Raw genomic sequence first — 18809 nt, 5'->3', positions numbered from 1 at the left:
GGCATCTTGCGGTCTTCTCCTCTTCCCCGGCTATGACGCTTAGTGTTATCATTCCCACCTACAACGAGGCGGCCAACATCGGTCGCTTAGTCGCTCAACTGCGTCAATACGCCCAGCCAGAGACCATTGAAGTGCTGGTCGTGGATGCGGGCAGCGCGGATGATACCGCGCAGGTGGCCCGCCAAGCGGGAGCTACGGTCCTGCAGGCTCCTAAGCCTGGCCGCGCCGCGCAGATGAACTACGGGGCGCAACATGCCACGGGGGAGCTGCTTTACTTCGTGCACGCGGACGTTGGCATTCACCCGGACTACGTGGCCACGCTTCGCAGCGCCGTGCAGGACGGTTATGACGCCGGGTGCTACCGCTTCCGGTTTGATTCTGCTCACCCCATGCTCCGGCTGAACAGCTACGGCACCCGCTTTAAGGGCATTATGAGCCGCGGTGGGGACCAGACGCTGTTTATCACCCGGCACCTGTTCCAGGAACTGGGGGGATTCGATGAGTACTACTGCATCATGGAGGACTTTGACATCATCCGTCGGATTCGCAGGCAGACCCGTTTCCTGATTGTGCCCCAGGATGTGGTGGTCTCCGCTCGCAAGTATGAAACCAACAGCTGGCTGCGGGTGCAGCTGGCGAACCTGACGGCCTTCTCCCTGTTTTTTCTGAAGGTGCCGCCGCCGCGTATTGCCCGCACCTACAAGGCCCTACTCAACTACCGCTGATGGGACCAGTGTTAGTGACCGGTGCCGGCGGCTTCTTAGGGCGTCACCTCGTGCAGGAACTCCTGGGGCGAGGCTACCCCGTGCGGGCGCTCGTGCGGCCGGGTAGTAACAGTAAGCTCTGCCAGCTGCCCCCGCTGACTTCGTTGGGGGTGGAGGTTCGGGAGGGTGACTTGTGCCAGCCGGCTTCGGTGCAGGACTTGGCCCAAGGCTGCTCGGCTATCATTCACGCGGCGGCTCGGGCCGAGGTAAATCCGGCCCGTAATCCGGCCGTGTGGGAAGCCAATGTGGGCGGCACGGAAACCATCCTGGACCTGGCGCGGCAGGCCGCGGTCGAGCGCTTGGTCTTTGTTGGCACAGCCAACGTGTTTGGCTATGGGAGCCGTTTGCAGCCCGGCGACGAAACCCGTGCCTACGCTGGGATGCAGTATGGGCTCGACTACATGGATAGCAAGCGGGCCGCCACGGATCGGGTGCTGGAGGCAGTAGCCGACTGGCAGCTGCCGGCCGTGCTCGTGCACCCCACCTTTATGCTGGGGCCGGGGGACGCCAAGCCGACTTCCAACGCCCTGCTGCTGGAACTCTACCGGGGCAAGCTGCCGGGCTATCCGCCCGGGGGGAAGAATTACGTGCACGTGCGCGACGTCGCGGTGGCCACGGTCAATGCCCTGACGCAGGGCCGCATCGGAGAGTCCTACATCCTGGGTAATCAGAACCTGAGCTACCGGGAGGCCTTTGCGCTGATGGCGCGCGTGATGGGGGTGCGTCCTCCCACGCGACCCATCCCGGCGCTCCTGGCCCGGCTCTACGGGGCGGCGTGCGATGTCAAGGCGCTGGCCACGGGTCGGCCTGCTCAGGTGAACTCCGCCATGGTCGCCGTCGCCAACGACGGGCACTACTTCTCGGTACAGAAAGCGCGGGCCGAGTTGTCCCTTCCTCAGACCGATCTGGAGGAAGCCATCCGGGAGGCCTTCCACTGGTTTAAAGCACATCAGTATGTTTGATACAAAACTGGCTCCGGCAGTAGCTGGGTCTCAGCAAGACGCTCTGGCGGCTCGCCATCGGTCACCCGTCCCGCTCCCGGGCACGGGCTTCTTTGCCGGAAAGGTCGCCCTGGTCACCGGCTCGGAGTCCGGCATTGGCCGGGAAACCGCCCGCGCCCTTTGCCAGCAGGGAGCTGCGGTCGTGCTCAACGGACGGCAGGCGGACCGCCTGGAGCTCACGCGTCAGGCGTTGGCGGAAGCGGGCTACGTCGTGGCCAGCTGCGTGGCCGACGTAACGGATTATGCCGCCTGTGAGATGCTGGTGGCCACCGCCGTTCAGACGTTTGGCCGGTTGGACATTCTCGTCACCAATGCCAGCATTTCCCAGCGGGCGTACTTTGCGGATATGCAGCCCGAAGTATTTCGGCAGGTGCTCGACAGCAATGTGTACGGCACGGTGTACCCCCTCAAAGCCGCCCTGCCCCACCTGCTCAAGAGTCGGGGGAGCGTCACGTTCATTTCCTCCATCTCGGCCCTGAACGGGATGCCCAGTGGCTCGGCATACTGTGCGGGCAAGGCGGCAGTAGCCAACCTGGCGCATACCCTCCGGCTGGAACTTTCCGACACGGGCCTGCATGTGGGGGTAGTACACATTGGGTTCACCCAAAATGATCCCGACAAGCGGGTGCTCAGCGCGAGCGGCGCGCCCGTTCCCATTGCGCATCGTCCCCCGCGCTGGCAGAAAACCCAGGCCCAGGTAGCCGCCCGGATTGTGGAGCATATCCGCCGGCGGCGGCAACGTACGGTGCTCTCTGCCCTGGGGCGGCTCATTGTGCTGGTGCACACTTACCTGCCCCGGCTCGGCGACTGGATCGTACTCCGGACTATTCGGCGGCTCCGGCATTTCTACGAATAGGGATACCCCCCTAAACCGGGAGGGCTGATCCTCTCGTACGTTTGCCGGGCACGGGCAACCGCATCGCCTCTGCTGCCAGGGTTCTGCCCTGAGAGTCAGCTTGTCTCTTAGATTCTCTACGAACGCGTTTCATGAAATCACTCAAGGCCACGGGCCACCAACTGGCCGATTCGGCTTTTCAGTTAACCGTACTTCGGCAGGAGGAGGCGCAGACGCTGCACCTGCCCTCGTTTCGGGATAAGCTCGCTGAAGCGGGGCTCTTCCCCCTGCTCCCCGTTGCTCCCACCGTGTTGCAAATCAACGTGGGCAAGATGTGCAACCAGGTGTGTCGGCATTGCCACGTCGATGCCGGTCCGGACCGCAAGGAAATCATGACCCGCGAAACCATGCAGCTCTGCCTGGATGCGCTGGCCCAGACCGATATTGCGACGGTGGATTTAACGGGGGGAGCCCCCGAGATGAACCCTGACTTCCGGTGGTTTGTGGAGCAGATTAGCCTGCTGGGCCGCAAAGTGCTGGTGCGCTGCAACCTGACCATCATCGTGGCCAACAAGAAGTATCACGACCTGCCCGATTTCTTTAAGCTCCACAACGTGGAAGTGGTCAGCTCCCTGCCTTTCTACACGGCCAAAACCACCGACCGCCAGCGGGGGGATGGCGTATTCGAGGACTCCGTGCGGGCCCTGAAAATGCTCAACGCCGTCGGCTATGGGCACCCAGGGAGCGGCCTAGTCCTGAATCTGGTCTACAACCCCAATGGGGCCTTTCTGCCGGGCTCGCAGAAGGGCCTGCAGGAGCAGTTTAAGCGGGCTCTGCTCAAAGACTTCGGCATTGTGTTCAACGAACTTTATGCCATCACCAACCTGCCCGTCAGCCGCTACCTCGACTTCCTGATGGAGTCGGGCAACTACGCCGGCTATATGGAAAAGCTAGTCAATGCCTTCAACCCCGTGGCCGCCGCCGGCGTGATGTGCCGCAACACGATCTCCGTCAGTTGGGATGGGGGACTCTACGATTGCGATTTCAACCAGATGCTGGACCTCACTGTGGCCAGCCCCGTGCAGCATATCCGGGACTTTGATGTCGCGATGCTCAGCAAACGGACAGTGGTCATCAATCAGCATTGCTATGGTTGCACGGCGGGTAGTGGCTCTAGCTGCGGGGGGGCAACAGTGTAGTCGTAATGTGCATATTTTCCCTGGTTTCCTGTGCAATGTTACGATCACTAGCAATTAAAGGAAATGGCGCTAGCAGGGCGAAAATCAGTTCAGTAAACAGGTACAGGGAGCGAACTAGGGGATTTATAGTGGGTAATTTACCCCACGGCACAGGCACCTTTCGGACTTGATCTTGTGAAGGTGATTAGTATTATAGATGGATAATGCCTGACATAATTTTGGGTATCTTGTGCCTGAATCGCAGGTCCGCTTTCCATGCATAAGGGCAAGCCCTTCGCCCCCATGCCCCGAGCACCAGACTCAGGTTGGTTAATACGCTACCCCAAGCGCCAAGCGCATTATCCAGTTGCTGGAATGGTAGCTAAAGAAGTAAGCTTGCCTACCCCCCTCCCGCCCTCATGCCCCTTGAATTAACTAACCCCCTCGGTAACAAGTACCTCTCCACGAGGTACGATTCGGATAATCAGTGGGTCTACAACGACTGGATAGGCTATCAGACCTTCGACAGCGTGTTTGATGGGGCCGAGGCGTGCCTGCAACTACTCCAAAAGCATTCGTGCTCGTACTTGCTGAATGATAATCGTCGCGTCTTAGGCCGGTGGGACCACTCCATGCTGTGGGTCCTGACCGACTGGGTACCACGGGCCATCGAGGTGGGCCTGACCCACTTCGCCCACGTCGTGCAGCCGGATGCCATGGCGATGCTGTCCGCCGAGGCGTTGACCCGGGGTGTTGGCAAAGGCCTGCAGGTAGTGTTGTTTGATGATATGGAGAAAGCGAAATCGTGGCTACGTGAGGCACAGCAGGCCGCTGCCAGCTAAAGGCTAAGGTTAGGAATCTTCCCTGCATCCCCGAGTACTGTCCCTGCTGCTGTGCCTGATGCTGCTCACGGCCGCCTGCAGCCCTGTATTAGGGCCCGACGGCAATTAATTAATTGAAGGCCAGCGCATTGACCCAAGTAATTGCAGGTAGTTGCTCGGCGAGTCGTCGACACCGTACCCCGGCAATCGGGCAAGCTACAGCTGTTAACAGTTATGCCATGCGGCCTATTAACGGCCGGCCGATATCTCCTATTCCAATCTGACTGAGGGGCCTTGCTACCCACCCGCTAAATATTGCCCGCGCCCTGCAGCAGAAGGACTCAATGGACCGCCGCTACCGGCCCTTACTTTGCTAAGCGCCAGGTCAACCCCTGACCACTCCCTAAGGCAGCTTACAACGACATCTCAGACCGCCCCGCTTGCAAAAAACTTGTCGCAAAGGACCCCGCAAGTTGTCGCATTCCGTGCCCCTACCGGGCCGATGCAGCCGGTACTTTTGCCCTGTACCCACTAACCTACTACCCCCATGGCGACTACAATGTATCTCAACCTGCCCGTTAAGGATCTCAGCGCGTCGGTGGCGTTCTTTACTCAGCTGGGTTTTAGGTTCAACCCGCTGATGACCAACGAACAGGGCACCTGCCTGATTGTCAGCGACACCCTCTTCGTGATGCTGCTGGAAGAGTCGTTTTTCCAGTCGTTCACGGGTAAGCCCCTGGTCAACGCTCACCAGGCCAACGAATTCATTCTCTGCCTGTCAGCCGACAGCCGCGCCGAGGTGGACCGTATGGTTGACGCAGCACTGGCCGCCGGGGGGCAGCCCGTGCCCCAGCAGCCGTAAAACGAAATGGAATTTATGTACGACCGCAACTTCCAGGATCCCGACGGCCATATTTGGAATATTCTGTACATGGACCCCGCCTTCGCCGAGCAGCCGGCCACCACAGAAGCCGCCGCGCAGTAAACCGGGTCGAGCTCCGTGGCCATCAGGATGTGTTCAAGCTTCTACTACTTACAATCCGCCCTGGCCTGATGGTTGGGGCTGTTTGTTTTACAGGTCCTCCAGGTTACTTCCCACCACCTTCCGGAATAAAGGAGCCACTACCCCGTGGCCCCGATGAAAACCTTCACCTCCCTGCGTGAATTTCGCTACGCCCTGTTCCTGGCCCTGGCGTGCAGCGGGTGGATCCTGCTCTTCCACCAGTGGCAGGCGGAGCAGCAGCAGCAGACCAGACAGGGGTGGGAAGGGGAAGCCAGCTTTATCCTTCTGATTCCCGCCTTTTTCGTGTTTGTGTGTACAGGCTTGGCGGCCCTGGCCTACGTTTCTCACGCCTGGCAACGCTGGCGCAATCCCTTTTACCCGCGTGCCGGGGTGGGGTTCTTCGTGCTCTTGTTTATGCCGGCTGCGCTGATCTATCTGCGTATGGGGCTAACCTGGCTGATTGAACGATTTTAGTACTTTCGCTCTCCCTTCCTACCAGGAATGCTGAGCAAGGAATGCGGGTGTGCTTCGGCGCGCAGCGAGCGAACCTATGGGTGATCCTCGGGAGTTCGAATCCTCCTCCTGGTGCCACTTTCCGAAGAGAATACGGCGCTGCCCAGTAGAGAGCTCCATCTCTGACTATGCGTACCCGCCTACTGTCTTGTCTGCTGATTTTGTTGGCCCTGGGTGCCTCCTGCTCCAACCCGGCCGAGCCGGATAGCACCTGTGTTGATCCGGCCCCGGCCAAGTCCGGTCCCTGCCCGATGAACTACAACCCGGTCTGTGGCTGCAATGGCCGCACGTACGCCAACAGCTGCGAGGCCAGCAACGCCGGCGTGCTTTCCACTACGCCCGGGCCATGCCAGTAACTACGCGCCGGGCTTCAGCTTAAACGCCACAACCCACACCCACTCATTCCGGGCCCAGGCGGTTGGATAGATGGAATCAAGCAAGCGCCGAAACGCTTCCACGGGGCTGTTATACCAGTGGAAAGAGCCTGCCTCGTCACCTGTTGGCTCCACCCCACCCCAGGTTACCGGCCCGCCATGCACCACCACCGATTTAAGGCCTTCCGCCAGAACATCCGCTTCGGTAACGCAGCGCACCTGCTCGGCCCGGATGCTTAACACCACCAGGTGGAACGCTACGTCTTCCTGCACCCGTAGCACCTGACCTGCTTTGCCGAATGGGCACGGCACGGGGGGCAGTATGGTCCGCGTTTGCACATCCTCGAACAGGGCCCCTTCCTCGATCAGGCCCAGGTAGCGGTACCGGCTTGGTTCCTGCTGCATAGGCAGGTCCAGAGGAAGGCGCCGGCGAGTTTGCGTTTTGCGGCCGCCCAGGAGGGCGGTCAGCATCGCTGGATTAAAGGAAATGGGGGGCATGCGGCAAGGTAACACCTAGCTAGGGGCCGGACACTGAAGGGAGAACGATACCGGAATTACCAGATGTGCTCGAGCGGAAGCTGCTGGAGTTGATGTACTTCTTACGGGGCCGCTAATTTCTTACCCACTCTACGTAGCCAGCCCGAACTCCTCGAAGTGAATGGCTGCGCGCGGCACTCCGCCAGCAGGGTATGGCTGAGCCGTGGTGGCCGCTGGTTACAAGACCACGGCCGGCCGGTAGGTGGCCTACCCTCGGGCAATTCCGGGCGGCCCGCCTATTCGCTTATCAATCGGCCCGCAGGCTCAGCACGGGGCTGCGGCGGGCGGCCCGCCAGGCCAGTGCGCTTACGGTAAGGCCGGCAATGAGCAGGGCCCCCATGCCGGCGGCGGCGAAGTACCACCACTGCCACGCCACGCGGTAGGCAAAGCCTTCCAGCCACCGCTGCAGCAGCAGGTAGCTTAGGGGCAGCGCCAGCACGATGGCTACGACAACCAGCCAGGTCAGGCTGCTGGTCAACAACCACACAATGCTCAGTTCGCTCGCGCCCAGGGCCTTGCGGATGCCGATTTCCTTGCGCCGCCGCTCGGCCGTGAAGGCAGCTAGCCCTAGCAGGCCCAGAGCGGAAATGAGAATAGCCAGCCCGGCGAAGTAGCGGGCGAGCACCGCTACCCGCCGCTCGGCTACGTACTGGGCCTGGTAGTCGGCATCCAGAAACGTGTAGTCGAGCGTAAAGCCGGGGTTGTAGGCGGCGTACAGCTGCTGAAGCCGCGCAATAGTGGCCTGCTCCGCGCCCGGCTGGAGCTTCACTAGTACCGTGTTAATCTGGGGGTCAAGCTTGAGGAGCAGAGGTTTAATTTTTTCGTGCAGGGATTCGTAGTGGAAGTCGCGGACCACGCCCACGATGCGGCGCCCGTCGAGCTGTTGGCCCACGGGGTCCGGCATCCCCAGGCCCGCCACCAGGGCCTGGTTGACGAGGATGGCGGCGCTGTCGGCGCGATACTGCCGCGCAAAACTGCGGCCAGCTACCAAATGCATGCCCATTGTTTCCACTAGGTCATAGTTGACCAGCATCGTCCCTACGGGCAGGCGCTTACCTTGCCAGCTCATCTCCGCGACGTAGCGCCCCCCCAGGAAGCCGCCCAGGACGCTGGACGCCTGCACAACGCCGGGCAATTGCTTCACCTCGCTCAGAAAGGCCGCCTGCTCTCGCGCCGCCTTGCCACCCGTATCAAAGCGGAGCACGTGGGCTTTGTCGTAGCCCAGCGGGTGGCGCTGCACAAACGCCAGCTGCGCGTTGACGACCACCACGGCCACGATGAACAGCACCGAGAGCGTGAACTGCAGCACGACCAGTCCCTGCCGCGTCCACACGTCGCCGGCCCTGGTCGGTAGCTTGCCTTTCAGCACGGCCGCCGGCTGAAAACTTGACAGGTAGAACGCGGGGTAGCTGCCCGCCAGCAGCCCCGTACCGAGCGCCAGGGTCAGGCCGGCCCCCACCAGCGGCCACTCCCATCGCAAGGCCAGCGGCTTGCCCGTCAGCTCGCTGAACTGCGGGAGCACGAGCTGCACCAGCCCCACGGCCACGACCAGGGCCAGCAAGGCCATCACCACGGATTCGGTCAGGTACTGCCCCACCAGCACAGCGCGGCTCGCCCCCAGGGCCTTGCGGATGCCCACTTCCTTGACCCGCCGCGAGGCCTTGGCGGTGAACAGGTTCATGAAATTGATGCTGGCAATCACCAGAATGAGCCCGGCAATGAGGGCCAGCAGCCGCACGTAGGTAATGCGCCCCCCGGTGGCGACGCCGTTTTCGTAGGTGCCGTGCAGGTACGCCGCCGAGAACGGCCGCACGAACAGCGTGCGCCCCCGGGCCTGGGCCTGCGTGCTTTTGGTTTTCAGCAACCCCGCCAGCTTGGCTTGAAACTGCGCGGGGTCGGCCCCCTCCTTCAAGGCTAAGTAGGTGTTGAAGGGGCCGTCGTCGTCCCACTTGATGGTTTCGCCCATCTGCATCATGTCCCTGAACGAGGCAAATGGCAGCACGCAGTCAAACTGCTCGGACGAGTTGCGGGGCACCCCGGCAAACACCCCGGCCACCAGGCAGGTCTGCTTTCGGTCGGCCATTTGCCATTCCACGGCTTTGCCCAGGCTGTTCTGCGGCGTCTGGAAGAGCTTGGTTGCCAAGGCCTCGGAGAGCACAATGGCGTCTTTGTCTTGCAGCACAGTGGCGGGGGTGCCCACCAGCAGGGGGTAGGAAAACAGCTGAAAGAAGGCGGGGTCCGCGTATTTGGGGACGGCGGTTAGGTGCTGGCCGCCCGCCGCCAGCGTAAAAGCAGGGAAGAACGGGACCGGCGTGGTGGTGGCCACGAATTCAATCTCCGGCATTTCCCGCCGCAGGGCCTCCGCCAGCAGCGGTATGGTGCCGGTTTGGGTTTCGATGCCGGCGGCCGTGCGGCGGTTTTCCAGCACCTGATACAGACGCCCGTCCAGGGCGTGGTAGCGGTCGAAGCTGCGCTCGTCGCTTATCCACAGGTAGATGAGCAGCGCGCAGGCCAGGCCGGTCGAGAGGCCAATCAGGTTGATGAAGAACGTGCTTTTGAACCGCTTAAAGTTGCGGTAGAGGAGCAGCAAGGGGTAGGGAAGCATGAGCCGAAAGAAGAGGAATCGGTTAGAATTGGCTGCGGCTGCTTTCCAGCACCACCTGCCCGTCGAGCAGGCGGATGACGCGCCGGGCGTACCGGGCGTCGTGCTCGGAGTGCGTTACCATCAGCACGGTGGTGCCCGCCTCGTTCAGCTCTGTCAGCAGGCCCAGCACATCGTGGCCGCTGGCCGAGTCGAGGTTGCCGGTGGGCTCGTCGCAGAGCAGCAGCGGCGGGGCGTTCACCACGGCGCGGGCCACGGCCACGCGCTGCTGCTGCCCGCCCGAGAGTTGCAAGGGAAAGTGGTTGCGCCGGTGCAAGAGCTGCATCTTTTCCAACACCTGCTCCACCCGCTGCCGCCGCTCGCTGGCCCCCACGCCGAGGTAGCGCAGGGGCAGCTCCACGTTTTCAAATACCGTCAGCTCGTCAATCAGGTTGAAACTCTGAAACACGAAGCCCAAACTGCGCTTGCGCAGCTCGGCCCGCTGCCGCTCGGAGTAGCGGCTGGTTTCTGTGCCCAGCAGTTGCAGGCTGCCGCCGTCGGGCTCGTCGAGCAGCCCCAGCAGGTTGAGCAGCGTCGATTTGCCGCAGCCCGAGGGGCCCATGATGGCCACAAACTCCCCCTGCTCCACCGTCAGCGAGACGTGGTTAAGCGCCTTGGTTTGCACCTCTTCGGTGCGGTACACCTTTTCCAGGTTTTCGGTCTTAATCATGAGCATTAGCCTTTTGGGGCCGAGTAGTTAGTAAAAATCCTACGGCTGGTGGTTGTCCAGCACCAGTTCCTGTTGGTCGGCGTAGCCTTCGTAGCTGGAGGTTACGACCCGGTCGCCGGGCTGCAGGCCCGCCAGCACTTCGTAATAGTCGGGGTTCTGCCGCCCCAGCCGGATGGCCACCCGTTGGGCCTGGGTGCCGTCGGCCCCCAGCTTGAAGGCCCAGTTGCCCACGGTTTGCTGGTAAAAGCCGCCTTTGGGCAGCAGCACCGCCGGGGCCTTCGCACTCAGCGCCAGCCGGATGGGTAGGGTCTGGCCCCGCCGCAGTCCCGTTGGCGGCACGCCGGCAAAGGCCAGGTCGATTTGCAGGCCTTTGGCCACTTGAGTGAAGATTTTGGTCACGCGCAAGGCATACGCCTGGCCCTCCACCACCACTTCGCCCACCTGACCGGTCCCGACGCGGGCAATGTAAAATTCGTCCACGGCGGCGTGCAGCTTCACGCCCGCCAGGGCATCAATCTGCCCCAGGCGCTGGCCCCGGGTTTTGGCTTCGCCCACTTCCGCGGCCAGCGAGCTGAGCCGCCCGCCGACCGGGGCCCGCAACAGCAGGTCGTCCATTTTGCGCCGCATCAGGGCCAGGTTGCTGGTCATGCGCCGGACCGACTCCTGCATGGTGCCCAGCTGCTGCTGCATGGCCACTGAATCCTGGCGCAGGGTCTGCTGCGTCAGCTGCCGCCGGCGCAGCTGGTAACGGTAGGCGTTCTGGCTCTGGAGGTACTCCTGCCGCGCAATGACCTTTTGCTCGTAGAGCGTTCGGTTCATGTCAAACACCCGCCGGGCCTCGGTTAGCTGGTAGTCGATGTCCGCTAGCTGATTCTGGCGCAGAATGCGGTTTTGCAGTAGCTGGTTGCGAGTGTTGCGCAGGTTGTTGATCAGGTCATACACGGCCGTTTCGCGGTTCACCATTTCCAGCTGCAGGTCGGGATTGGCCAGCCGCAGCAACGGCTGGCCCGCCGTCAAGGTCGTGCCTTCTTCCACCAGAACCTGCTGCACCGTACCGGCCTCCGCCGCGTCCAGGTACACGGTGCGCAGGGGCTGCACTATCCCGTCAATGGCCGTGAATTCCTGAAAATGGCCCCGCGTGACGGGGCTGATGGTCAGCCGGCTGGCCGCGACGTGCTGCCGCTGGCCCGGCCTAGGCCAGTAGAATACGGCCGCGCCCGTGCCGGCCAGCGCCAGGATCCCCAGCCACCACCAGCGGGCAACAAACCACCACTTCTTCTTCGGTATCAGGACATCCATTAAGTTCGGCGCTGGCACTAGCCACAAAAAGCTATGAACCGGAGATGCCAAGAACGGTGCCTTTTTCATAAATAACTGATAATCAGCAGTATGCGCCTAATTATTGTTTGTCAGCTGTCGCCAAACGTCCGGTTTTGATACAGGTGACCGTTCGGTTCTGATACAGTTCAACTCCTTATAGTAGGTAAAAAACGGCCTAGCCGGCTCAAATCCAGTATTTTCAGAAGAATGCACGGTTTATGTGGCCTGGATTGGGACGGGGGCCAGTCAGCCCCGACTTTTACGTTTTACCTATCCTTACTTCATGATTTCTAAGCACGCCCGCATCCTGGTGGTAGACGACGAGCCCGACGTGCTGTTCGCCCTCAAGCTGCTGCTCAAAACTGAGGTGCGGGAAGTGGTGACGGAGAAAAATCCGGAGCTGCTGCTCTCCCTGCTCCGCCGGGAGCACTTCGACGCCATTCTTCTCGATATGAATTACCGCAGCGGCCAGGCGACGGGCAACGAGGGCTTCTACTGGCTGGGCCGCATCCGGGAGCACAACCCCACCACGGCCGTCATCCTCATTACGGCCTATGGCGACGTGCGCACGGCAGTGCGCGCCCTGAAAGCAGGCGCCACCGACTTCCTGCTCAAGCCCTGGCACAACGAACAGCTGCTGCAAACGCTGGCCGCCGCCCTCCAGCCTAAAACCGGCCGCAAAAGCGGGGGTAGCCCGAAAAAGATAGCCGGCCCGGGCGCTGCTGCTACCGCTCTTTTGGGCGAGTCAGCCGCCATGCAGGAAGTGCGCGCCATTATTGAAAAGGTCGCCCCGACCGAAGCCAACGTGCTGCTGCTCGGCGAGAACGGCACGGGCAAGGAGCTGGTCGCCAAGTCCCTGCACGAGCAGTCGCGCCGCGCTGCCCGGCCCTTCGTGGCCGCCGACGTAGCCGCGCTCAGTGAGGGGTTGTTTGAAAGCGAGCTGTTCGGTCACATCAAGGGTGCGTTCACGGATGCCCAGGCCAGCCGCGTAGGCCGGTTCGAGGCGGCCACCGGAGGAACCTTGTTTCTGGATGAGATTGGCAACATTGGCCTGCCGCAGCAAGCCAAGCTGCTCACGGCCCTGCAAAACCGCCAGGTAGTGCCCGTGGGGAGCAACGCGCCCGTACCGGTAGATATCCGGCTGTTGTCGGCCACCAACGCCCCGTTACACGCCCTAGTGGCCCGCGGTGCTTTCCGCCAGGACTTGATGTACCGCCTCAACACGGTCGAAATCACGCTGCCTCCCCTGCGCGAACGGGACAATGACGTGCCGCTGCTGGCCCAGCACTTCGCCCAGGTGTACGCCACCCGCAACCGGCAACCCGTGCCGGAATTCAGTGCCGCTGCCCTGCGCAAGCTCCGGGAGCACACCTGGCCCGGCAACGTGCGGGAACTGCAGCACGCCGTAGAGCGGGCCGTTATTCTGGGGACTGGCCCCGTGCTGCTTCCGGCCGATTTCTCATTTCGCAACCCCGAATCGGCCGCTGCTTCCGCGGGGGCAGCGCCGGCTGTGACTGCAGCTGAGAATCCGCTGCCGTTGCTGGAGGTAGAAAAGAACACCATCCAGCAGGCCATTGAGCGCCACCAGGGCAACCTCACCAAAGCGGCCAAGGAACTGGGTCTCACCCGCACCGCCCTCTACCGTCGGCTCGACAAGCATGATATATAATAGCCTGGATGCTCGCCTGCTGGGCCGCCTGGTCCTGCTGGTGGCCGCGTTAGCGGGGGGCGGGTACGCCGCGCTGCACCACGCTTACGGGCTAGCCCTGGGGACCCTGGGGCTGCTGTTCGTGCTGGTCCTGGACCTGGCCCGCTACCTGATGCGCGGGCAGCAGGCGCTGGCCGACTTTACCCTGGCCCTCAGGTACCGCGATTTTTCGCGGCAGTACCCAGTGCAGTCCGGGCCGGCGTCGCTGCGGCCCTTGCACGAGGCCTTCAACCAGGTCAACGCCATGTTTCAGGAGTTGCGGGCCGCGCAGGAAGGGCAGTTTCACTACCTGCAAACCATCCTGGCGCTGCTCGATACCGGCATCGTGTCCTACGACGCGGCGGGCAACGTGGCCTGGGTAAATGAGGCGTTCAAGCAGACGCTGCACCTGCCTTATCTTAAGAATATCCGGGCGCTGCAATCCCGGCTGCCGGTCCTGTATGAAGCTATTTGCCGGGCGGTGCCCGGCCAACCCGTGGTGGTGAAGCTGACGGTGGGTCTCCAAACGGTGCAGTTGCTGGTGTCGGCCACTCAGTTTAAACTACGAGGCGAAGCGTTTACCCTCCTAGCCTTCAAGAACGTGAGCCAGACCCTTGCGGATACCGAAACGGCCGCCTGGCAGCAACTGCTCCGGGTGATGACGCACGAAATCATGAACTCAGTTGCCCCCATTGCTTCGCTGGCTGATTCATTGGGCCGCCACATACAAAGTGCCCGGGAGCAGAAAGTTTCCAGTGAGTTGCTCAACGACGTGGGTACCGGCATTCGCATCATCCAGCAGCGCAGCGAAGGGCTACTGCGCTTCGCTCAGGTATATCGCGACTTTAGCACCCTAGCCTCGCCGCAGCGTACGACCCTTTACGTGCAGGAATTGCTCCAGGCCACCCGGCAGCTACTAGGGGAGCAACTGGCCGCGCAAGGCATAGAGGTCACTCTTAGCGTCCGGCCCGTCCACCTCACCCTACACGCCGACGGCCACCTGCTTGAGCAGGTGCTTATTAATCTGGTGCTTAATGCGGCGCAGGCACTCGCGCAAATCCCCGACCCCCGCCTTAGCCTGCTGGCCTGGCACGATGAGCAGGAACGAGTAATTATCGAGGTAAAAGACAATGGCAGCGGTATTCCGGCTGATGTGCTGGACAGCATCTTTATCCCTTTTTTCACTACCTACCCCAACGGCTCCGGCATCGGGTTGAGCCTGGCCAAGCAAATCATGCAGTTGCACCAGGGTAGCATTCAAGTCCATTCCGTGGCCGGAGCCGGCAGTGCGTTTCAATTGTGGTTTCCACCCTCAGTTACCTTCTAGGGATATGGGTATATTCTACGTTATCGGCCAGAAGTTGCTCCCCTACTGCCACCGGTAGCCTACTGTTCTGATTAGTTCAGGCAAAGCCCCAGCCAACTTGGCAGGGGCTTGCACGAAGCGTCAATAAGGCTCTTGCCTAGCTGGCTACAATATCCAGGTACACTTTATAGGAGGCGCCCTCCCCACTGAGCAGGGAAGATTCCAGCTGCCACTGAATCCCCCCACAAATCCTGGTGTGAGGCACGCGTGCTGGTTACAATCTGCATGGCGGAAATATACCAGCTGTAGGTCGCCAGCTTGTCGTCCTGGGTGTCCAGCAGCGAGTTCACGGCCTCCACTATTTCCGGACCCGCCGCTTTCAGCCCTGCCCCGGCTAGCTTGGCAATCGTGGGCCCGACCGCTGGGATGTGCTGCAGGCTAAAGTCAATACCTTCCCGAGGCTTTGTGTACTACTCCCCTGCTGCACCTGATCGCGGTACTTATTGGGGTTGTCAAAGTCGTTTTCCATCAGCAAGACCCCGAGCATCATTCCGCGGGGAGGTCCTTGATACAGGTTCAAGGTGTTGGGACGGGAGGTGCCGGCATCCATGTCCGCATATACTTATGAACGCGGCGTGGTAGCCAGCTCCGCATTGCACTAATGCTAGGACGTTTCTCCTTATTAGGTGATGGATAATTTAACTTTAAAAGTGTTGCGCTATTTTTCCTAGTTCCGTTTGAATCTCCTTTTGCTTGTTTTCACCAGCCAGTAAAAAGGAGTTTTTAGTGGTGTTCATTTTATCTTTCTGGAGGTTGATCTCCTGGGATATCTGGTTGATTTCAGCTTTTAGGGTAGTTAAGCGCTGGGTAAGGGTTTGCAGCTCCTGCGCTTTCTGCTGGAGCAGTTCTTCCTTATGCCCCACCTCTTTCCGGTACTGCTGCGCGTGGGCACTCTGAAAGGCATTTAAATCCCGCCCAATCAGGTTCAGGTACTCCTGTCCGGTGGAAAGGAGCTTTTCCTTGGTGAGGCCGGTGCTTTTTAGCACGTTGTAAGCGGTCTGGTACTTAATGGCTTCGTCCTGAATGTCGTCGATGTCCAGTTTGCTGTCCACGAACTCTTTGTAATCAGGGCCCTGGAACAAGGGGTTGCGGGCGTTCGCTTCATCAATCAGCCGTTCAAAGTACTGTTCGTGTTCTGGCAACGGCCCCGTGATGGTGCCTCCGGCCGAATAAGTGGGAACATGGTCCGGAATAGTGATGGGAGCGGCGGGGCCATTAATCAACGGATGCTGGGCGTTCTCAGGGACCGCAGGCGCTGCCGGGGGTAAAAAGGAAGGCGCGGAAGGCGAGGCAGGTGCCGCCGGAGCAGTGACCGGTGGATTCAGTTTGGCCGGTTCTGGCTTGGCCTCGTTTTCAAACTCCACAAATGGATTCAGCAACTGCTTTAAGAAACTCATCGGAAGATAACTTATTGGTTGAGGCTCAGCAGAAACCCGATGGTAAAGTTGGCATCCCAGTCAAACACAAAGGTGTCGGTGCCGGTCGCCTCCGCCAGGCCTTTGTAAATAATCAAGCCCGAGCCCATTTTCTTGTCGGCGGCCTTGTACGCCCCAGGAGCCTTCAGTACAGTATATCTTTCTTCTCCCCTGCGATGTTGCTTGGCCAGGGTGAAGGGCACCCCACCCAGGATGAAGCCTACATTTCGCTTGCTCGCCGGTATTTTAGCCACGAGCGTTTTCACCTGGTTGTACACCTGCTCATCGGCGATTCCTTTTTCGTAGTACTTGGCGCCGGGCAGCTCAATGGATTGCAGGCGGCCATTCTCCTGCCAGGAGATCTTGGTATTCCCGGATCCAATGTCGACCAGGAAGGAATTGTCGGCGAAGGCGGGCGGAACGGTGGCCGTGAAGCCCATTTTGCCTTCCTGCTCGGCGGTGACATTGTTCACCACATACCCCATCTTCTTCAGCTCATTGCTGATGATGGCGGTTTTGGGTTCTTTCTGGGCGCCCGAGGAAATCACGAAGTGCATGTTTCTATTCGCTACGCCTTTGTCAAACATAGCCGCCAGGTATTTTTTAAGACCGGCTCGGATGTCTTCGGTAGTAGCCAGCCCTTCGTAGGTCAGGGATTCGCCAAAATCTTTGGAGACAATCTCCCAGCGCTTCTGGCGATCCATGTTGATGACAAAGGAGTTAAAGCCCGTGGCCCCGACTTCCACTACTCCCCGTAGCGTGCCGTTCTGCGGTTTCTCGGGCGAGTAGTTGAATTCCCGGGTATCCTCGCTCGTGCCGGCCGCAGGGGTAGTCGTGGTGGTAGTTGATGCTGCCGGTTCATCCGCAGTGTTGCCCGTGGTCCGGTTGCTGCCGGGAATGCTGGGCGAGGTAGTAGAGGTGTCAGCGCTGCCTTGATTGCCCCCAGATAAGCGGGGGCTGATGGCGAAATAGGCCAGTGCCCCAATGATCAGAAGAACAACAAGTACTCCTAGTGGCTTTATTTTCATCTCGGTAAGTGTTAGTGAGCTGTAAGGTTATTTCCCTCTCCACTTCTCTTTGCTTTCTAGTCTTTTGAGACCCTAGCGGCTTTACTTATTGGCCATGGTAATCACCACTACCCGGCCGCCATCTTCACTGGACAGCAAGAGCTTCTTGCCGTCGGTGAGGTCTACCATGGTGTTCACGGGGATCTCTTTGTCTTCGGTGAGGTCTTTCAACGAGGTGAGCTTCTGGTTGACAAATACCCACTTATTGTGGTGGAAGGTGAAATACCCCACTGGGATCTTTTGCTCGGCGGTCAGTTTTTCATTTCTGACCACGTGCCGGTTCACGTGCCACTGGAACAGGTACTGGTTGTTGTACACCATGAGGCGGTGATTTTCGGGGCGCCAGACGGTGGGCTTGAACTCAAAGTACAGGTCCAGCACGGGCAGCGGGCCTTTCACCGGCGTGCCGCAGAACGGACACCGGGGCGAGGTGGTATTATCAAACACAAACCACTTCTGCTGGCAGGTAGGGTTGCTGCAGGGCTGCATCAGATCCGTGGTCTTGAGCAGGGCCTGCTCCCACTGGTCCGCGTTAGGCCGCTGGTTAGGGTCGTGCAGGCCGGTGACAAAGGCCTGATCAAATAAGGCCTTCAGGTAGGGGCCGGTGATGGTGTAGGGTAGCTTGGCAACATCCGCCCAGGGCAGCGTCCACTTGGACACCTGATCCAGTTTAGGTCGGTTGGAGTGGTCCGTCGGGTGCTCAATAAACAGGGCCTTTTCCCCCATGGAAAGCAGGTCATCCTGCTCCGTATCCAGGGAGTTGACCTTCCCTCCTTTCAGCGGGTGCCGGTAAAGCAGGTACAGGTAAATCATGACCGGCAGGGCGTGCAGGTCGGTGGTACGGTTGGCATGCTTGCGGAGAGGGTCGCGCAGTTCCAGGTGTTTAGTAGCCAGTACCTCCGGGGCAATAAAGTCAGCGGTGCCAATAACATCCGGGGGGTACAATCCGGGTACTACCAGCCCGTCAATGTCAATGATGGTGGCCGATTTACTGACCGGATCAATCAGGACGTTTTTATAGGATAAATCGGAGTGGGCCAGCCCGGCGGCGTGCAGGCGCTTCACCCCCCGGGCAATTTTAACGCAGATCTGGAAATAGCTGAGCCAGTTGCCTAACTCGCTTTCATCCAGCCGCAAGGAAAACTGCGGGTGCCGGAACTTGGCCGAGGCAAACCACAACCCTTGCTTTTCTTTTCCTTTAATGCCCTCGCTGGTGGCGTAGCCTTTCTGGAAAAAGAAGTTCTTGTTGTAGGTAGGCACCACCAACCCCACTTTTCCGTCGGTGGTTTCCACCATGTCGGTAGGCCAGCAGTACAGCTCCTTGTAGTACTCGCCGCCTTCGCGGTTGAAGAAGCTGTCGTAGTACTGGGTCACCAGTTTCTTTAGCCGTTCCCGGGAGTTGTAATCCTGCTTGTCGCGGTAAAAGGCAATAACGTACGATTTATCGGGCCCGAAATAAACGTCTTTCATGCCGCCCCGCATGGGCTCGCCATTATCTACGTACGGGTAGGTTTTACCAGGCGTGATAATGGACGGCACCGACTTCACAGGTTTACCGGGCTCATTGAAAAAGGTGATGGAACTGCTTTGGCTCACAGGATAAATTCTATAAGTAAG

17 protein-coding genes are annotated in these 18809 nt (G+C 60.2%); 10 read left to right on the top strand and 7 right to left on the bottom strand.

The window, feature by feature from the left end:
* Positions 1–32 precede the first annotated feature (32 nt).
* The 8 genes from CFT68_RS20665 (at position 33) to CFT68_RS20630 (ending at position 6471) form a co-directional block, all read left to right on the top strand.
* The gene (locus tag CFT68_RS20665) at positions 33–725 is read left to right on the top strand and encodes a TIGR04283 family arsenosugar biosynthesis glycosyltransferase (RefSeq protein ID WP_088845591.1); all 693 of its coding nucleotides are present in this window, start codon (positions 33–35) and stop codon (positions 723–725) included.
* A complete protein-coding gene (locus CFT68_RS20660) occupies positions 725–1726 on the top strand; it encodes an NAD-dependent epimerase/dehydratase family protein (protein WP_088845590.1) in 1002 nt (333 codons plus the stop codon). The genes CFT68_RS20665 and CFT68_RS20660 overlap by 1 nt, the downstream gene beginning before the upstream one ends.
* Positions 1719–2621 (top strand): SDR family oxidoreductase, encoded by a 903-nt coding sequence (locus CFT68_RS20655; RefSeq protein WP_088845589.1) that lies wholly within the window; start codon positions 1719–1721, stop codon positions 2619–2621. Before CFT68_RS20660 ends, CFT68_RS20655 begins: the two co-directional genes overlap by 8 nt.
* A gap of 131 nt (positions 2622–2752) precedes the next feature.
* Entirely contained in the window at positions 2753–3799 is a 1047-nt protein-coding gene (gene arsS, locus CFT68_RS20650) for an arsenosugar biosynthesis radical SAM (seleno)protein ArsS (protein WP_088845588.1), read from the top strand.
* Between the two features lie 398 nt (positions 3800–4197).
* Entirely contained in the window at positions 4198–4620 is a 423-nt protein-coding gene (locus CFT68_RS20645) for a hypothetical protein (protein WP_088845587.1), read from the top strand.
* Positions 4621–5146: 526 nt separating this feature from the next.
* Positions 5147–5461 carry a VOC family protein gene (locus tag CFT68_RS20640; RefSeq protein WP_245815464.1) on the top strand — a complete coding sequence of 105 codons (315 nt, stop codon included), beginning with the start codon at positions 5147–5149 and terminating at the stop codon, positions 5459–5461.
* A gap of 276 nt (positions 5462–5737) precedes the next feature.
* Positions 5738–6076, top strand: a complete 339-nt coding sequence (locus CFT68_RS20635) for a hypothetical protein (protein ID WP_088845586.1) — start codon at positions 5738–5740, stop codon at positions 6074–6076.
* A gap of 167 nt (positions 6077–6243) precedes the next feature.
* Positions 6244–6471: a Kazal-type serine protease inhibitor domain-containing protein gene (locus tag CFT68_RS20630; protein ID WP_088845585.1), complete on the top strand. Its 228-nt coding sequence runs from the start codon at positions 6244–6246 to the stop codon at positions 6469–6471.
* Here CFT68_RS20630 and CFT68_RS20625 read toward each other — a convergent pair whose 3' ends face one another.
* The 4 genes from CFT68_RS20625 to CFT68_RS20610 all read right to left on the bottom strand — a co-directional run bounded on the left by CFT68_RS20625 (position 6472) and on the right by CFT68_RS20610 (position 11636).
* A complete protein-coding gene (locus CFT68_RS20625; protein WP_141106652.1) occupies positions 6472–6987 on the bottom strand; it encodes a hypothetical protein in 516 nt (171 codons plus the stop codon).
* Positions 6988–7273: 286 nt separating this feature from the next.
* Positions 7274–9631: an ABC transporter permease gene (locus tag CFT68_RS20620; RefSeq protein WP_088845583.1), complete on the bottom strand. Its 2358-nt coding sequence runs from the start codon at positions 9629–9631 to the stop codon at positions 7274–7276.
* Between the two features lie 22 nt (positions 9632–9653).
* Entirely contained in the window at positions 9654–10337 is a 684-nt protein-coding gene (locus tag CFT68_RS20615) for an ABC transporter ATP-binding protein (protein ID WP_088845709.1), read from the bottom strand.
* Between the two features lie 39 nt (positions 10338–10376).
* Positions 10377–11636 carry an efflux RND transporter periplasmic adaptor subunit gene (locus tag CFT68_RS20610; protein ID WP_088845582.1) on the bottom strand — a complete coding sequence of 420 codons (1260 nt, stop codon included), beginning with the start codon at positions 11634–11636 and terminating at the stop codon, positions 10377–10379.
* A 304-nt stretch (positions 11637–11940) separates the two neighbouring features.
* Here CFT68_RS20610 and CFT68_RS20605 point away from each other — a divergent pair, with 304 nt between their 5' ends.
* Positions 11941–13326, top strand: coding sequence for a sigma-54-dependent transcriptional regulator (locus CFT68_RS20605; protein WP_088845581.1), 1386 nt, complete (start codon positions 11941–11943; stop codon positions 13324–13326).
* Entirely contained in the window at positions 13316–14671 is a 1356-nt protein-coding gene (locus CFT68_RS20600; RefSeq protein ID WP_088845580.1) for a sensor histidine kinase, read from the top strand. Before CFT68_RS20605 ends, CFT68_RS20600 begins: the two co-directional genes overlap by 11 nt.
* Positions 14672–15354: 683 nt before the next feature.
* Here the strand turns inward: CFT68_RS20600 and CFT68_RS20595 are convergent.
* From CFT68_RS20595 to CFT68_RS20585, 3 genes are all read right to left on the bottom strand, one after another.
* Entirely contained in the window at positions 15355–16107 is a 753-nt protein-coding gene (locus tag CFT68_RS20595) for a hypothetical protein (protein WP_088845579.1), read from the bottom strand.
* Between the two features lie 11 nt (positions 16108–16118).
* Positions 16119–17153, bottom strand: coding sequence for a hypothetical protein (locus CFT68_RS20590; RefSeq protein ID WP_088845578.1), 1035 nt, complete (start codon positions 17151–17153; stop codon positions 16119–16121).
* Positions 17154–17234: 81 nt separating this feature from the next.
* Positions 17235–18788: a helix-hairpin-helix domain-containing protein gene (locus CFT68_RS20585; protein ID WP_212590452.1), complete on the bottom strand. Its 1554-nt coding sequence runs from the start codon at positions 18786–18788 to the stop codon at positions 17235–17237.
* Positions 18789–18809 lie beyond the last annotated feature (21 nt).

The sequence above is a fragment of the Hymenobacter gelipurpurascens genome, from assembly GCF_900187375.1.
In the GTDB taxonomy this organism is placed as follows: Bacteria; Bacteroidota; Bacteroidia; order Cytophagales; family Hymenobacteraceae; genus Hymenobacter; species Hymenobacter gelipurpurascens.
Note: the sequence above shows the minus strand (reverse complement) of the source record. Positions and strands in the feature narration are given on the sequence as shown.

Excerpts from the sequence above, each read along its gene's own strand:
- CFT68_RS20615 (WP_088845709.1), bottom strand. The coding sequence starts at position 10,337 with ATGATTAAGACCGAAAACCTGGAAAAGGTGTACCGCACCGAAGAGGTG.
- CFT68_RS20630 (WP_088845585.1), top strand. The coding sequence starts at position 6,244 with ATGCGTACCCGCCTACTGTCTTGTCTGCTGATTTTGTTGGCCCTGGGT.
- CFT68_RS20640 (WP_245815464.1), top strand. The coding sequence starts at position 5,147 with ATGGCGACTACAATGTATCTCAACCTGCCCGTTAAGGATCTCAGCGCG.
- CFT68_RS20620 (WP_088845583.1), bottom strand. The coding sequence starts at position 9,631 with ATGCTTCCCTACCCCTTGCTGCTCCTCTACCGCAACTTTAAGCGGTTC.
- CFT68_RS20595 (WP_088845579.1), bottom strand. The coding sequence starts at position 16,107 with ATGAGTTTCTTAAAGCAGTTGCTGAATCCATTTGTGGAGTTTGAAAAC.
- CFT68_RS20605 (WP_088845581.1), top strand. The coding sequence starts at position 11,941 with ATGATTTCTAAGCACGCCCGCATCCTGGTGGTAGACGACGAGCCCGAC.
- CFT68_RS20610 (WP_088845582.1), bottom strand. The coding sequence starts at position 11,636 with ATGGATGTCCTGATACCGAAGAAGAAGTGGTGGTTTGTTGCCCGCTGG.
- CFT68_RS20635 (WP_088845586.1), top strand. The coding sequence starts at position 5,738 with ATGAAAACCTTCACCTCCCTGCGTGAATTTCGCTACGCCCTGTTCCTG.
- arsS (WP_088845588.1), top strand. The coding sequence starts at position 2,753 with ATGAAATCACTCAAGGCCACGGGCCACCAACTGGCCGATTCGGCTTTT.
- CFT68_RS20590 (WP_088845578.1), bottom strand. The coding sequence starts at position 17,153 with ATGAAAATAAAGCCACTAGGAGTACTTGTTGTTCTTCTGATCATTGGG.
- CFT68_RS20665 (WP_088845591.1), top strand. The coding sequence starts at position 33 with ATGACGCTTAGTGTTATCATTCCCACCTACAACGAGGCGGCCAACATC.
- CFT68_RS20655 (WP_088845589.1), top strand. The coding sequence starts at position 1,719 with ATGTTTGATACAAAACTGGCTCCGGCAGTAGCTGGGTCTCAGCAAGAC.
- CFT68_RS20600 (WP_088845580.1), top strand. The coding sequence starts at position 13,316 with ATGATATATAATAGCCTGGATGCTCGCCTGCTGGGCCGCCTGGTCCTG.
- CFT68_RS20645 (WP_088845587.1), top strand. The coding sequence starts at position 4,198 with ATGCCCCTTGAATTAACTAACCCCCTCGGTAACAAGTACCTCTCCACG.
- CFT68_RS20660 (WP_088845590.1), top strand. The coding sequence starts at position 725 with ATGGGACCAGTGTTAGTGACCGGTGCCGGCGGCTTCTTAGGGCGTCAC.
- CFT68_RS20625 (WP_141106652.1), bottom strand. The coding sequence starts at position 6,987 with ATGCCCCCCATTTCCTTTAATCCAGCGATGCTGACCGCCCTCCTGGGC.